Source organism: Amphritea sp. HPY (assembly GCF_050870985.1).
GTDB lineage: Bacteria > Pseudomonadota > Gammaproteobacteria > Pseudomonadales > Balneatricaceae > Amphritea.
On sequence record NZ_CP194015.1, the window covers coordinates 2,644,946 to 2,659,644 of the forward strand.

Consider the following 14,699-nt stretch of genomic DNA (forward strand, 5'->3'; position numbering starts at 1 on the left):
AGAATGTTGACCTTCATCTACCACTCCTGGTTTCCGGCAGCCTGCTTTTTCCCTGAGGAGAATTTCCATGCCCCGTACCTACAAAATAACAATCAACGGACAAGAAACAACGGGTGAAAATGGCACCTTGAATGTTGTAAACCCAGCAACCGAAGAGGTCTTCGCCTATGCCTCGCAAGCTTCCGATAATCAGTTAGAGCAAACTGTTCAGGCTGCGCAAAAGGCGTTTACAAGCTGGAAAGAAACTACCCTCGATCAACGTAAATCGCATCTCAAAGCCATCGCAATCAAACTGGAAGAACATCAGGAAGAGCTGGCAAAACTTATCACCCTGGAACAGGGTAAACCGCATAACCTGGCAATGATGGAGGTTAGCGCTGCAATTGGCTGGCTACAGGCAACCATTGCCCTGGATCTACCGGTCAAGGTCATTGAGGATAGCGCAGCAAAACGCATTGAACTGCACCGTAAGCCGCTAGGTGTAGTGGCATCCATCACTCCGTGGAACTGGCCGGTAATGATTGCCGCCTGGCATATCTTTCCTGCCCTGCTTGCCGGAAATACGGTCATTTCAAAACCTTCAGAACTGACTCCGATAGCGACACTCAGAATGATTGAACTGATTGCCGAACTGCTGCCTAAAGGTGTCATTAACTCTGTGTGCGGGGGTGGCGAAATAGGTGCTGCGATATCGCAACATCCTGGAATTAATAAAATAGTCTTTACCGGCTCGACTCCGACCGGGCAGGCCATCATGCGCAGTGCTGCCGGTAATCTAAAACGCCTGACCCTCGAGCTGGGCGGTAATGATGCTGGCATTGTTCTCCCTGATGCTGATCCGGAAAAAGTTGCACCCGCTATATTCCAGAGCGCCTTTCTCAATATGGGGCAAACTTGTGCAGCCTTAAAGCGGCTATATGTACACGATTCAATCCATGATTCTCTGTGCAGTAAATTAACAGACATTGCTAATCAGCAAATCGTTGGTGATGGCATGGCTCCGGAGACTAGCTTTGGGCCGGTACAAAACCCGAAACAATTACAGATAGTTAAAAAGCTGGTAGAAGACGCTGTCGATAATGGTGCGACTGTTCTCTGCGGCGGTGAACCGCTGCAACAGAAAGGCTACTTCTACCCACCAACTCTGATTACCAATGTTGATAATGGCTGCAGGCTGGTTGATGAGGAGCAGTTCGGCCCTGTTTTACCTATCATCCGTTATAGCGACGTTAACGCTGTAATTAAAAAAGCAAACGACTGTGAGAATGGCCTTGGCGGCTCTGTCTGGTCATCCGATCTGGAGCAAGCTGTTGAATTGGCTAAAAAACTGGAGACAGGTACTACCTGGGTAAACAACCATGCAGAAGTACTTCCTCACGCCCCCTTTGGTGGCGCCAAGATGTCCGGTATTGGTGTTGAATTCGGAGCAGAGGGTCTGGAAGAATACACCCAGATTCAGGTTCTGAGCATAACTAAATAAAGTAAAGTACAAGCAAGGTAAGCCATATTACTCTGGCTTACCTTGCACAACAGAACTTATTTCAACGGTTCTAAAGCGATAGCCATGATCTGTGCGTGCATGCGTTCACGCAGCCCTTCAAATTCAGGTTTACGAGGCAGGCCATAGCCCATATGGATCAGTGAACCCTCAATCATTGAAGAGATCATGGTTGCTCGCTTTAAGCATTCCAGTTTACTCAGAGCGGGCATTATTGCCTGAATCAACATTGCCAGATCTTCCCGGTGCGTTTCATACATATAGGCCAGCTGCCCACGACTTACGTCGTTCTGAAAACCCATCGCCCAAAGCTGGGTAAAGAAACCGCAGGTCTCCTTCTCATCAGCAACACTAAGCAGATACAAAATATAGTTAGACAGCAGTTGCTCAGAATTCCCCTCCGCATCTTCTTTAAAGCGAGCCAAACTAGTTCTGTAGCTATCTATCCGGGCCCTTAGTAGAGAATCCAAAAGCTCGTCTTTAGACTCGAAATAGTATTGCACTGTGCTCAGCCGGATTCCCACATCTTTTGCAACACGACGCAGGGTCAATTCTGAATAGCCTTCATTGATGAAGATAGCCGTTGCGGCTGCAAGAATTTCAGCTATCCGATCCTCACGGTTCTTCCTGACCCGAGTTTTTTTTACCGCCTGATTATCCATACTTTTCCTGCAGTTAACGCTATTCAAAACAGCATTATCGGTCATATAACCGGTAAAGTACAATTGCACCCTTGACTTTATCGGTCATCTGACCGATATTTGATATAAGTCAAGTGACCCATAGTTGCTTGATGGCCCATTTACATAAAAAAAACAAACCATGGGGGCAAATATGCTTTCTCGAGTTTCAAGGGGATACCAGATTCCAGTCAGTGCAAAAAGCGTACTGGCTATTGCAATTGCGGTATCCCTGCCATTACTTCCTTCCACTGCGCATGCAACCAGTTTCGAGTTAAAAAACGGCCTGAATGTTGAGTGGGATTCCAGCATTTCTTACGGCACCATGTGGCGTCTTGAAGACCAAAGCGCAAAGCTGCTCACCGATCCGGTAAGGGACGACGGCGACCGCAATTTCGATCAGGGGCTGGTTTCAAATCGTATTAGCTTTATCACTGAAGCCGACATCAGCGGCGAAAACAGCGGCGTGTTTGCTCGTGCTTCTGGTTTTTATGATGATGAAGTGAAAGATAAAAACCTTTCCGATGGGGCTGATGAGCTACATGGTTCTAATATCAAGCTGCTGGATGCTTTTTATTACACCAGCCAGGATTGGGGCTCTGTTCGTGTAGGTAATCAGGTTGTTAGCTGGGGTGAAAGCTTCTTCCTGCCAGGACTCTCTGCCTTGCAAAGCCCGATAGACCTGACCAAGTTCAATGTTCCCGGCGTCGAACTCAAAGAGATATTCCTCCCGGAAGAACAGATCTATGGCCAGTTCAACCTGACTGAAGAACTGACTCTGGAAGCCTATTACCAGTGGGACTGGAACAAGCACGATTTTGATGGTGTCGGTAGCTATTTCAGTAGCTTCGATTACTTCGGCCCAGGTACGCAAGACTTTCCTGCTGATTACTTCGGGCCTGGCGCTCCGGTAGTGCCTTTTACGGGCTATCAGGATGCCAGTGCCTCCGGCCAGTATGGTGCAGCGCTTCGCTATATAGCGACCAACCTGAACGATACCGAATTCGGCCTCTACTTCCTGAATTTCCATGACCGGGTTGGAATTCAGGTGTTCGATGCGGATGGTTTTCACTACGAGTATAAAGAAGATAACAAGGCATTCGGCGCTAGCGTCAGCACAACGCTGGGCAACACCAACGTAAGTGGTGAAGTTTTCTATCGCCCTGATGCACCGGTATATCCAGTCGATTTTGCTTCTGTTGGTGAAGCTGACATCTGGCAGGCTCAGGTTTCCTGGATCCATAACTTTGGTCCTAGTGCCATTGCCGACGATATGGATTTTGTGGGTGAGGTCGCTTACCAGTACGTTGACGACGCAGAGTTCGGCACCGAACTGGGCTACGGCTCACAAGAAGCTACTGCAGTTGCCGCCGAACTGGACCTGTACTACAAGAACGTTCTGCCATCGGTCAACCTGATCATCCCGATCGGCTTTGTTGCCAATGTAGACGGCACAGCAGCAGACCAGATGGTTACTTATGATGAAAAAACCTACTCCTGGTACACCGGTGTCACTGGTACCTATGGTGACAACTGGAACTTCTCAGCCAAGTACACCAATTTCTTTGGTGACGGTAACGATGAGTTAACCGGCTCCCATAAACAGGGACCCACCGCATCACTGGGTGACCGTGACTTTATCTCCCTGAACGTCAGCTACAGCTTCTGAGGGCAAAATCATGACTATTAAACACACTCTTTTTTCATTAGCTGTAGCAGGAAGCATTGCCGTTTCAGGCGCAGCACTTGCAGGCAGTAAAGCCGATGCCGACCGCTTAGGTAAAGGCCTGACGCCAACCGGTGCAGAGATGGCAGGTAATGCCGACGGTACCATTCCAGCCTGGACAGGTGGCCTGACAACTCCACCCGCCAACCTGGGATACAAAGGGCCCGGCGATCATCACCCGGATCCTTTTGCCGATGAGAAACCGCTATTCACCATTACAGCGGACAATTACCAACAGCATTCTGACAAGCTTACTGAAGGACAAAAAGCATTATTTATTAAATATCCAGACAGTTACAAGATGTCGGTATATCCAACTCACAGGACCCACGCAGCACCGCAGTGGATCTATGACAACATTAAGAAAAATGCGGTTAATGCGTCCCTGAGCCAAAGCGAGCTGGGCGTTGAAAACGCCTATGGCGGCACGCCGTTTCCTGTTCCTCAGACCGGCTCCCAAGTAATGTGGAACCATCTGCTTCGCTGGCAAGGTCAGGCGACTGAGTATGTCAATGACACTGTTCTGGTACAGGCTAACGGTTCAATCACCACCGGTGGTGAAGAGAACTACGAGAAACATAGCTACTATCAGAAAGATAAGAAAGATCAGTTTACCGGCGAATACTACACCCTGGTTAATGAAATACTCGCACCAACCAGCCGCAAGGGTGAAACCCTGCTTTTCATTGATCCTGTAAATCTGGACCAGGATGATCGGAAAGCATGGATATATATCCCCGGCGCACGCCGCGTCAGGCGAGCACCGAATGTTGGCTACGATGGCCCTGACGGAGCATCCAGCGGCACCCGCACGTATAACGACAACTTCATTTTCAACGGCGCAATGGACCGTTTCGATTGGAAACTGGTCGGTAAGAAAGAGATCTATATTCCATACAACGCTTACAAAATGGATGATCCAAGCCTTAAATACACAGACCTGGCTACCCCAAACCATCTAAACCCTGAACATATTCGTTACGAACTGCACCGGGTATGGGTTGTGGATGCAACCCTGGCTGAAGGTAAGCGCCATGTATATGGCAAACGAACGTTCTACTTCGATGAGGACAGTTGGGTAGCCGTATTGCAGGACTCTTACGATAACCGCGGTGAACTGTGGCGTGTTCATGAAGCACAGCTGAAAGCGGCTTACGAACTACCTGGCGTTGTGCAACGTGGATTTACTACCTACGACCTGAACTCCGGGGTCTACCATGCTTCTATGCTGATGAATGAACAAACGCATCTTCCCATCTACACGATCCCACGTGATGACAAATTCTACAGCGTAGCCGGGCTTCGCAAACGTAGTAAGCGCTAGTCTTTCCCCCTCCGGGCGGCCCTCCCCCTTCGGGCAGCCCGGCCCTAATTATCTATTTAGTACGAGGTGATTTATGTCTTCTAATAAATCCAACAAATCAACATCCCCATCCCGTCGCAGTTTTATCAAAGGCCTGGGCGCTGCCGGTGCAATGGTCAGCATTGCTACAGTACCGATGGTAAACGCGACAACAACCAAACAACAAACAGGTTATGACGTCATTGTTCTAGGCGGTGGCTTTGCCGGTGTCACGGCAGCAAGGGATCTGAGTCAGGCAGGCAAGAAAGTACTTCTGCTGGAAGCTCGTAACCGCCTTGGTGGTCGTACTTTCACATCCGAATTTGCCGGTAAACAGATCGAGCTGGGCGGCACCTGGATTCACTGGACACAACCGCATATCTGGGCCGAAGTAACTCGCTATGATATGGCGTTAACAGAATCCGAAGGTGCTATTCCGGAAAAAGCGGTCTGGTCACAAAATGGCAAGCTGGCAGAAGGCTCGCCGGAAAAGCAGTGGGAAGTCTTTCTTAGTTCATCGCAGAAATTCAGCGGTGAATACGCCCGCAATCTCTATCCACGACCATGGGACCCCTATCATGTTCCGGAGCTAATGAAACTGGATCATATGTCAGCGGCTGACCGCATCGATGAGATTCGCAATCAATTGAGCGATGATGAATATCAGATGTTAAATGCCTTTATGACACTGAACTGCCATAACGATCCTTCCACCAGCGCTTTCGTCGAGATGCTCCGTTGGGATTCACTGGGTGGTTACGATATGGGACGTCTGATGGATGCCGCCGCTCACTATAAGCTGAAGGACGGCACCATCGGCCTGATCAATAAAATGCTTGAAGACAGTAATGTTGATGTACGAACCAACACTCCGGTTTACCGTGTCGAACAGAGCGATAAGGGGGTCCGTGTATTCACCGAAGATGACGAAATTTTCACGGCAAAAGCCTGTATTTCTGCCCTGCCTATAAACGTACTTGATGACATTGAGTTTGAACCTTCACTCAATAATGCGAAGCAACAGCTGAGCAAAGATGAGCATACCGGCAAGGGGGTAAAGCTCTATATCCACGTCAAAGGTGAAAGCAAAAAGTTTGGTGCCTTTGCCACAAAAGACCATCCCATCCAGTTCATCTTTACCGAGAAGCTCCTGAAGCAAGACGAGCAGATCATGATCGCCTTCGGTACCGGTAAAGGCATGGATGCAAACAATAACGACTCTATCGAAAAAGTTGTTCAGGAGTTCCTGCCTGATGCAAAAGTAGTTGAAGCATTCGGTTATGACTGGACTCTGGACCCCTTCTCCCGTGGCACCTGGGCCACCCTACGCCCCGGGCATATCAGTAACTATCTGCAAGATGCACAAAAGCCCGAAGGCCGCTGTTACTTCGCAGGTGGAGATATTGCCAACGGCTGGCGCGGGTTTATTGATGGAGCCATCGAAAGTGGCGCACATGCTGCACAACAACTGATCGACGACCTCGGCTAAAGAGGTAGGTGACGAACCATGAAAAAAATTATTTTAGTTACTCTGCTAAGCACTCTGAGCTTACCAACATTTGCCGATGATACCTGCAGCATTGAACGGGGCAGCGAAGTCTTTAACAAATGCACAGCCTGCCACCGTATCGATAAGGAACAGAGCCATTTTGTTGGCCCTAATCTGCATGATCTGGCAGGCCGAATCGTTGGCAGCGCAGAAGGTTTTAAATACTCCCGCCAGTTGCGCAAAGACAGTCGAACCTGGAACGCTGAATTGTTTGACCAGTTCATCACCGCTCCGGCTGAAATGTTCCCCCGCACCCGTATGGCATTTGCCGGCCTGAAAAAATCCCAGGAACGTGCCGATCTGTACTGCTTTATTAAGAATTTGAAAGAGGCTTCAAAATGAAACGTTTTATTACTAATGCAGTTTTCACCACCGGCATTATGCTGGCGCCATTCTCTGCCATAGCTGCGGATATCACCGACACGCTTGCCGCAAAGTACAAACTTTCTGAGCAAGCTTTTGCCGACAATAACACACAGGTACTTCTGAACGAGTTTTACGCCTCGGATGTTTATGTTGTCGGCGAAGGCAGCGCTCCTCTCAGCGGACATGAACAACTGGCCCCGGTATTAAAAGAGCTAGTTGAGGGCGCAACAAAAATAGAACTTACACCTGAACGAACTAACCATAAGGGTAAGGATACAGTCTACGATTTTGTCAATTACCGCGTCTTTCCGTCTGATGGCTCTGAAGACTTCAATGTCCGATCTCTACTGGTATGGCAAAAGATCAAAGGTGACTGGCGGGTAATCGCAGACATGTACACCTTTGGTGAGTACAAAGAATCGAAATAACCGCAGTGGCAATCATGAAAACAACAATAAACTACATAGTTGCAAGCTTGTGCCTGCTGTTCAGTAGCTGGGCGTTAGCCGCCCAGCCTGCACAAATCACACCGCTTGCTTTTCAAAGTCTGATGACAGATATCACCAGTACCGAAGGACAGGTCATCGCTGTGGGTGAGCAGGGACATATTCTCTTTAGCCGGGACAACGGCCGTAGCTGGTCGCAAGGCAACGTTCCGGTTGATAATCTGCTGACTGCAATCACCATGCTGAATAAAAAAACCGCCTGGGCTGTAGGACATGACGGTGTGGTAATAAAGACTGAAGATGGCGGCGCAAACTGGAAGTTGATCTACAGTTTTCTGGAAAACAGCAGTGCTGAATTCGTCGATCCATTACTGGATGTTACTTTCTGGAATAACCGTAACGGAATTGCCGTGGGTGCTTTTGGACAGTACTACCGGACTCTTGATGGAGGTGCCAGCTGGTTAAATCTGAGTAACGACCTGCCAAATGAAGACGAACTTCATCTCAACTCTATCTTGCGCACTTCGGATCAGGAGCTTTGGATCGCATCGGAATACGGTACCGTTTTCCGTTCATCAGACAACGGCCAGAACTGGAAAACAGTTACATTTCCGGCAGACGGCAGTTTTTTCAGCCTCGCTTACAAACCCGATAGCCGGGATGTAATAGTAACCGGCATTGCTGGAAGTACCTTCAGTTTTGACCTGGATAACGGTGAAATTTCTCAGCGTCCATTGCGAACCAGTCAAAGCATATATGATGTTCAACTGGTTAATAACAAACTCCATTTTGTAGGGGCCAACGGAATCTGGCAACAAGGAGAAAGCTTAAAGATAGATGACAATCGATTCAGTCGTCATGCCATTACCCCGTCCGGTGACGGCATGTTCTGCATCGCTACAGCACAAGGTATTCAGGTCGTTAACGATGATGGTCCGATCATCGCACTGCAACTTAACGCTGAGGAGGATAAATGATGAATACCAATACTGCTCATTACACACGCCCGCTTGTAGTAAAAGCCATCTTCAATATTCGTCGTATCTGGCTTCTACTATTCACGCTGATTACCCTATTGCTGGGTTGGCAGGCTAGTAAAATTCAGCTTGCCGCCAGCTTTGAAAGCATGATTCCCCACCAGCACCCGTTTATCCAAAAGTACTTTGAGCACAAAGCTGATCTGGAATCAGGTAACGTTATCAGAATTGTGGTGGAGCAAGCTGAAGGCGATATTTTTGATGCTAACTACCTTAAGGTAGTCCAGCAGGTTAACGACAGCGTTTTTTTCCTTCCAGGGGTTGATCGCTCTTCCCTGCTGTCGGTATGGAGTCCAGCTGCTCGCTGGAACGAAGTGACCGCAGAAGGTTTTGACGGCGGACAACTGATACCTTCTACTTATAACGGCAGTTCCGCCAGCCTGGATCAGCTGCGTAAAAATATTGAACGTTCTTCCTATGTTGGTAGCCTGATTGCAAATGACTTCCGCTCAACCATGGTATACGTACCATTGATCGAACGGAATCCGCAAACAGGTGAAACTCTGGACTATCAGGCGTTCTCAGATCAGCTTGAAGTGGAGATTCGTGATAAATTCCAAACCGCTAAGGTGCGAATCCATATCAGCGGCTTTGCCAAGAAAGTGGGCGATCTTTTAGACGGTATAGTGCAGATTCTGTTCTTCTCCCTGGGCACTCTGACAATTACCGCCGTACTGCTGTTTATCTACTCACGCTGCTTGCGCAGCACCCTGGCACCGCTGCTGTGCTCAGTGGTTGCTGTTATCTGGCAGCTGGGCTTACTCAGTACCCTGGGCTTTAAGCTCGATGCATACTCAGTGCTGGTACCATTTCTGGTGTTTGCCATTGCCGTTAGCCACGGCGTACAGATTATCAATGGGGTCGCCCACGAATCGGCCTATGGTAAAAACAAACTGCGATGTGCGGAGGAAACATTCCTGCATATTTACAAGCCGGGCATGATCGCTCTGCTATCTGATGGTATCGGTTTCGCTACCCTGATGATCATACAGATCACGGTTATCCAGGAACTGGCCATCGCTGCCAGTATGGGTATCGCTGTTATTATCCTGACCAACCTCATCCTGCTGCCGATTCTCATGTCCTATCTGGGTGTCAGTAAAGACTGCATCGAACATGCCCAGTATAAAAAAACAGCCAATTCTGCACTATGGAATAGTCTTGCCCGATTCAGCCAGGCAACACCGGCTAAGTCAGCCCTGCTGATCACTTGCGGATTAGTTTTACTGGGCGTCTGGGGAAGCCAGGGGTTACATATCGGTGATATCGAAAAAGGCGCACCGGAGCTGAGGCCAGATTCCCGTTATAATCAGGACGTGGGTTACCTTAACAATCACTATTCTGCCAGTTCTGACCTGCTGACGGTCATGGTGGAAACCGCAGATAACCAGTGCAACACCTATCCGGTGATGACCGCAATGGAACGCTTCCAGCTCCATATGCGCAATGTACCCGGAGTACAGAGTGTTGAATCCATGGTGGACACCGCTAAATTAGCAATTACAGGCGTTAATGAAGGTAATCCCAAGTGGTTCTCGCTGCAGCGAAATAAAGATGCTTTGAATAATGCCGTTGCAGAAGTACCACCGGGCTGGATGAATGCCAAGTGTAATCTGGTGTCGATCTTTATCTCACTTGAGGACCATAAGGCAGAAACCCTGAAACAGGTGATCCATAGCATCCGGCAATGGTCTGAGAGTAATCCAGGTGACAACTTTAATCTGCAACTGGCAGCTGGTAATGCGGGGATTGAAGCTGCAACTAACGAAGTAATAGAGGTCGCACAGTATGAAATGCTGGCCTATGTTTACGGCGTCGTCTGTTTGCTCTGCCTGATTATGTTCCGTTCATTAAAAGCCGTTCTCTGCGTAGTTCTTCCACTAACTTTAACCACATTACTTTGCCAGGCATTAATGGCATGGCTTGGTATAGGTGTAAAAGTGGCAACCCTACCGGTTATTGCGCTGGGCGTCGGTATCGGTGTGGATTACGGGATCTATATCTATAGTCGCCTGCAGTCCTATCTGGATCTGGGCCATAGCCTGTCAGATTCGTTCCGTGAAACACTGTTAACCACAGGCAAAGCGGTCAGCTTTACCGGCATCACGCTGGCACTGGGTGTGGCTACCTGGATTCTTTCACCCATTCAGTTCCAGGCCGATATGGGCATTCTGCTCACCTTTATGTTCCTCTGGAATATGCTTGGTGCACTGATCCTGATTCCGGCACTGACCTGGTTACTCCATAAAAACAGCCAGCAAGCATCCCTCGCTAGCCAATTTTCCAGTTAGCTTTGATCCTGAATCCCCTGCTGCCATTGCGGCAGGGGTCAGCAAGTAGCTCCTCCGATGTCCGTAGAGTAACGAAAGCGAAAGTACGGCAAGCCTGACCAGAAAGTACGGTGTTTGCCAAGAGCGGGCATTGGGACTGACCTGGTGAATCAACACCCTGTGTTACTGCTTTACATTAAAGAGGCATAGCCCAGCGCTTTAGCGTTTCGCTAACAGGCAATATGTCACGAAACGTTACTCACATTTCAAGCCGTAACGGTGAATGATAGAACATCAGTCAATACTGTGCTTAAATGTTCGGACAAACCGACCTTAATAAGTGAGAAATCATGACTCAATTCTTACGTAGCGATCTACGCCGTCTGTGGTTGATACTGGGAGCAGTTGATGCCCTGGAGCGGCCGACACTGACCACCATCGTTCAGGCTCTAGGAATGCCTAAGCCCACCGTGAATGATGCCCTTAAAAAGCTAATGTCGGATCAGGTGCCTGATCTGAAAATAGTCAAAAATGGCCCCGTATATGAGATACACGAGTGGGGTGGGTTCATTACTAAAGCGGGTGTACGAAAATTCTACAACAACACCTTAAAGGACGACTGAGTCGCCCCTTCAGTAATAATAATCAGGGTCGAATAATTAGGGTCAGTGTGAATTATATTTTCTTCGACTGATCCCCCCTCAGCAACAGAGAAAAGGCCCGAAATCATCTTACGAAGCCAACAATTCCAATCTCATATTTCAGCTAAGTTCAGCCAGATAACACCCTTCTTAATCATGGCATAGAGCGACTCTAAGCGCCCTGCAGATAATCATCTGTAGTATCCCAACCCACACTACAGACTGGGCAAACCCCGTGTCAGATCAATTGCCTGACATCTTGCGATAAGGAACTATCATTACACATGGAATCACATAGTCAGTTTTGAAAATGTACTCTATGAAATACCTCGCATGAAACTCAACCATGCAAGGGCTTGATAATAGATTGTTAGATGCCAATTGGACGATTAAGTAATGACAATTGAAAAACTCCGTGGCTTTTTTGGGTGGTGCGCACTTATTAACATGGCATTACTTACATTTTGGATTTTATGGCTCTTGGTTGCCCATGACTTTGTCTATCACGTCCATGGGAAATGGCTCAATATATCGGTGGAGCAATTCGATGCGATTCACTACACCGGAATGCTCTATTTCAAAATGGCTATTTTCTTGCTGAATATCGTGCCGTATTTCGCACTGCGAATCATTGAAAAGGACAGCAGCACATAACAAGCGCGATCAAGCGAATAAATGGACCAGAGGAGAGTATATTTTCTCCTGCTGATGCCCCTTTCAGTAGCAGAGAAAATGTCCCGAATCCCTTCATTGTGTGAACAAGGTCTTTAGCATCTACAACTAGCGAGGGAAGCTCCGTTTCCCGTATTGCAGACGCGAAGCAACATTTTGCCGCGTCTGCCTGGCAAGGCATCTTCGCCTCAGATTATATCGACCGGCTTGTGCCGACCTCTTAAGTGTTCATCTCATCAAGGCTATCTATACCGCTGTTCCTGGCGACATATTCCATGAAGGTTCGCGCAACAATAGATAACTTTTTGCCCTTCAGATTAGCCAGATACCACCTGGTAACAATTGGCAGTTGCTCTACGTTAAGCTGGGCAAGGCCACTGCTGCCGCCGAAAGCGAGGGTGTGACTGGAAAGGATCGAAACCCCAAGGCCGGACATTACAGCGTGCTTAATCGCCTCATTACTTTCAACGACCATCCGTACATTTGGCTGGATGCCAAGTTCGTCAAATTGTCTTTCAATGGCATGTCGGGTGCCGGAGCCCTCTTCACGCATCAGGAAAGGCTGTTCTGCAAATCGTTGCAACGGCACCTGGTCGAGTTCTGCGAGGGGATGATTTTGTGGTGCAATCGCAACCAGCGGATTAGGCAAAAACTCCTGCAGCTCTAATGTGCGATTTTTGGGAGGATGACTGAATACGTAGAAGTCATCTTCACCGTGCGCCATCCAGTCGATGATCTGCTGCCGGTTGCCCACCTTAAACTCAACATCAATATCGGGATAATGCTGGAGAAAGTCGCCCAGCAAATGGGGAATGAAATACTTGGCTGTAGTTACTACCGCAAGTCTCAGGGTCCCGGCCTTAAGGCCTTTAAGATCTGCAAGTTTCATATCCAGTTGTTCAAAACAGCTCATAACCTCCCGTGCACTTTTCACAACCTCCTCGCCGGCCTGGGTAAACACCAGCTTGCGACCGACCTGATCATACAGCGGCGCACCGACAGCATCTGCCAGCTTTTTCAGCTGCATCGAGACGGTAGGCTGAGTTAGGAAAAGCTGTTTTGAAGCGGCGGTAACTGAACCGTTTTTATGTACGGCCAGAAGGATCTCCAACTGGCGCAGGGTACCAATCCGGGCATGAAGGCGGGACATATAACTCCAATAGCCGATCAATATATAGATAAATATCTATGCATATTATAGTTAATATCGATTTTTATCTATCTCAAAAAGAACTGATAATCCTCTGTACTCAGACTATGGCAGCCTGCAACTAAAGGAGAATTACTATGCAAGATCGCTCACTCTTTTTTGAACTCTTATCCGTCGCATTGCTGCTGTCAGCTGGCTGTGCCCTGGTTATGCTGGACCTGCCGGGATGGGGACTGGTCGTTATCGCTGCGATACTGGCAATCCTGTCGCTGATGCTGCGCACATTGAAACCAGAAGAACCAGAGCCTGTACCGGTAAAGATCACTGCTCATAACAGGCCTTATCGCTAATGCAGCTGGATGTGGTCGCAGCATTCTTCCTGTTGGGTGCTATGGCGCAAATATTGAAAGCTCCGGTAAAAATGCCCCGGGGGCTGTATCAGAGCCTGACCCTGTTTCTGCTGATTGCGATCGGGCTTAAAGGCGGCATTGCACTAAGCCAATATGGCAGTATCGATCTGCTGTGGCAGTCTTTGGCTATTATCGCCTTTGGCGCTTTGCTGCCCCTGATAGCGTTCCCACTCTTGTTGAATGTGGGTGGTCTGTCCCGGATTGATTCCGCCTCTGTCGCGGCCCATTATGGCTCAGTCAGCATTGCTACCTTTGCCGTTTCACTGGCGATTCTGGAAGGCCAGAATATCAGCTATGAGCCTTATTTTCCGTTGTTTGTTGCCCTGCTGGAGGTTCCGGCAATCGCCATTGGAATCTGGCTGGCCCGCGAACGCAACCAGCGTATAGAGCTCAAAAAAGTCCTGCACGAGATATTTCTGAATCAGGGGGTTTTGCTACTGGTCGGTGCCCTGCTGATTGGTTGGTGGGCAGGCGAACGTAGCGAAAAGTTATTGCCCTTTTTCGGCAGCCTGTTCCATGGCGTACTGGCGCTATTCCTGTTGGAGATGGGCCGGGTAGCTACCTCCAGAATCAGCCAGTTACGGCAGACCGGCTCATTTATCGCCAGCTTTGGTGTCATTATGCCGCTGCTGGGCGCAGCACTGGGGACAGTCCTGGCAATTGCTCTGGGATTATCTACAGGTGGCACCATTCTGCTGGCAACTCTGGGTGGTAGCGCCTCTTACATAGCAGTACCTGCAGCCATGTCTGTCGCTCTGCCCTCTGCCAACCAGAGCCTGTCAATCACGGCATCGCTGTCGATCACCTTTCCCTTTAATGTGTTGGTGGGAATCCCGTTATACAGCACCCTGATTATCGAATTAACCGCCTGACAGACTACCAGAGCGTACAAATAAGCATTGAAGCTAAGTA

14 protein-coding genes are annotated in these 14,699 nt (G+C 48.7%); 12 read left to right on the plus strand and 2 right to left on the minus strand.

The window, feature by feature from the left end:
- The first annotated feature begins 67 nt into the window (after positions 1-67).
- Positions 68-1,480 carry an aldehyde dehydrogenase family protein gene (locus ACQUQM_RS11790; RefSeq protein WP_432474729.1) on the plus strand — a complete coding sequence of 471 codons (1,413 nt, stop codon included), beginning with the start codon at positions 68-70 and terminating at the stop codon, positions 1,478-1,480.
- A 56-nt stretch (positions 1,481-1,536) separates the two neighbouring features.
- Here ACQUQM_RS11790 and ACQUQM_RS11795 read toward each other — a convergent pair whose 3' ends face one another.
- Entirely contained in the window at positions 1,537-2,160 is a 624-nt protein-coding gene (locus ACQUQM_RS11795; RefSeq protein WP_432474731.1) for a TetR/AcrR family transcriptional regulator, read from the minus strand.
- 172 nt (positions 2,161-2,332) lie between these two features.
- Between ACQUQM_RS11795 and ACQUQM_RS11800 the strand changes: the two genes are divergently transcribed.
- From ACQUQM_RS11800 to ACQUQM_RS11840, 9 genes are all read left to right on the plus strand, one after another.
- Entirely contained in the window at positions 2,333-3,847 is a 1,515-nt protein-coding gene (locus ACQUQM_RS11800; protein WP_432474733.1) for a DUF1302 domain-containing protein, read from the plus strand.
- Positions 3,848-3,857: 10 nt separating this feature from the next.
- A complete protein-coding gene (locus ACQUQM_RS11805) occupies positions 3,858-5,228 on the plus strand; it encodes a DUF1329 domain-containing protein (protein WP_432474734.1) in 1,371 nt (456 codons plus the stop codon).
- Between the two features lie 73 nt (positions 5,229-5,301).
- Positions 5,302-6,735: an FAD-dependent oxidoreductase gene (locus ACQUQM_RS11810; protein WP_432474735.1), complete on the plus strand. Its 1,434-nt coding sequence runs from the start codon at positions 5,302-5,304 to the stop codon at positions 6,733-6,735.
- Between the two features lie 18 nt (positions 6,736-6,753).
- On the plus strand, positions 6,754-7,137 hold the full coding sequence (locus ACQUQM_RS11815) for a c-type cytochrome (protein WP_432474737.1): 384 nt from the start codon (positions 6,754-6,756) through the stop codon (positions 7,135-7,137).
- Positions 7,134-7,589, plus strand: a complete 456-nt coding sequence (locus ACQUQM_RS11820; RefSeq protein WP_432474738.1) for a hypothetical protein — start codon at positions 7,134-7,136, stop codon at positions 7,587-7,589. Before ACQUQM_RS11815 ends, ACQUQM_RS11820 begins: the two co-directional genes overlap by 4 nt.
- Positions 7,590-7,603: 14 nt before the next feature.
- Complete coding sequence (locus ACQUQM_RS11825) at positions 7,604-8,584, plus strand: YCF48-related protein (RefSeq protein ID WP_432474739.1); 981 nt, start codon at positions 7,604-7,606, stop codon at positions 8,582-8,584.
- Positions 8,581-10,935, plus strand: a complete 2,355-nt coding sequence (locus ACQUQM_RS11830) for an efflux RND transporter permease subunit (RefSeq protein ID WP_432474741.1) — start codon at positions 8,581-8,583, stop codon at positions 10,933-10,935. The genes ACQUQM_RS11825 and ACQUQM_RS11830 overlap by 4 nt, the downstream gene beginning before the upstream one ends.
- Before the next feature lie 329 nt (positions 10,936-11,264).
- Positions 11,265-11,537 carry a hypothetical protein gene (locus ACQUQM_RS11835; protein WP_432474742.1) on the plus strand — a complete coding sequence of 91 codons (273 nt, stop codon included), beginning with the start codon at positions 11,265-11,267 and terminating at the stop codon, positions 11,535-11,537.
- 414 nt (positions 11,538-11,951) lie between these two features.
- Positions 11,952-12,209 carry a DUF6868 family protein gene (locus tag ACQUQM_RS11840; RefSeq protein WP_432474743.1) on the plus strand — a complete coding sequence of 86 codons (258 nt, stop codon included), beginning with the start codon at positions 11,952-11,954 and terminating at the stop codon, positions 12,207-12,209.
- A 238-nt stretch (positions 12,210-12,447) separates the two neighbouring features.
- Here the strand turns inward: ACQUQM_RS11840 and ACQUQM_RS11845 are convergent, their stop codons facing one another.
- Positions 12,448-13,377, minus strand: a complete 930-nt coding sequence (locus tag ACQUQM_RS11845; RefSeq protein ID WP_432474744.1) for a LysR family transcriptional regulator — start codon at positions 13,375-13,377, stop codon at positions 12,448-12,450.
- A gap of 137 nt (positions 13,378-13,514) precedes the next feature.
- Here ACQUQM_RS11845 and ACQUQM_RS11850 point away from each other — a divergent pair, with 137 nt between their 5' ends.
- Both ACQUQM_RS11850 and ACQUQM_RS11855 read left to right on the plus strand, forming a co-directional pair.
- A complete protein-coding gene (locus ACQUQM_RS11850; protein WP_432474745.1) occupies positions 13,515-13,727 on the plus strand; it encodes a hypothetical protein in 213 nt (70 codons plus the stop codon).
- On the plus strand, positions 13,727-14,659 hold the full coding sequence (locus tag ACQUQM_RS11855; protein ID WP_432474746.1) for a sodium-dependent bicarbonate transport family permease: 933 nt from the start codon (positions 13,727-13,729) through the stop codon (positions 14,657-14,659). The genes ACQUQM_RS11850 and ACQUQM_RS11855 overlap by 1 nt, the downstream gene beginning before the upstream one ends.
- Positions 14,660-14,699 lie beyond the last annotated feature (40 nt).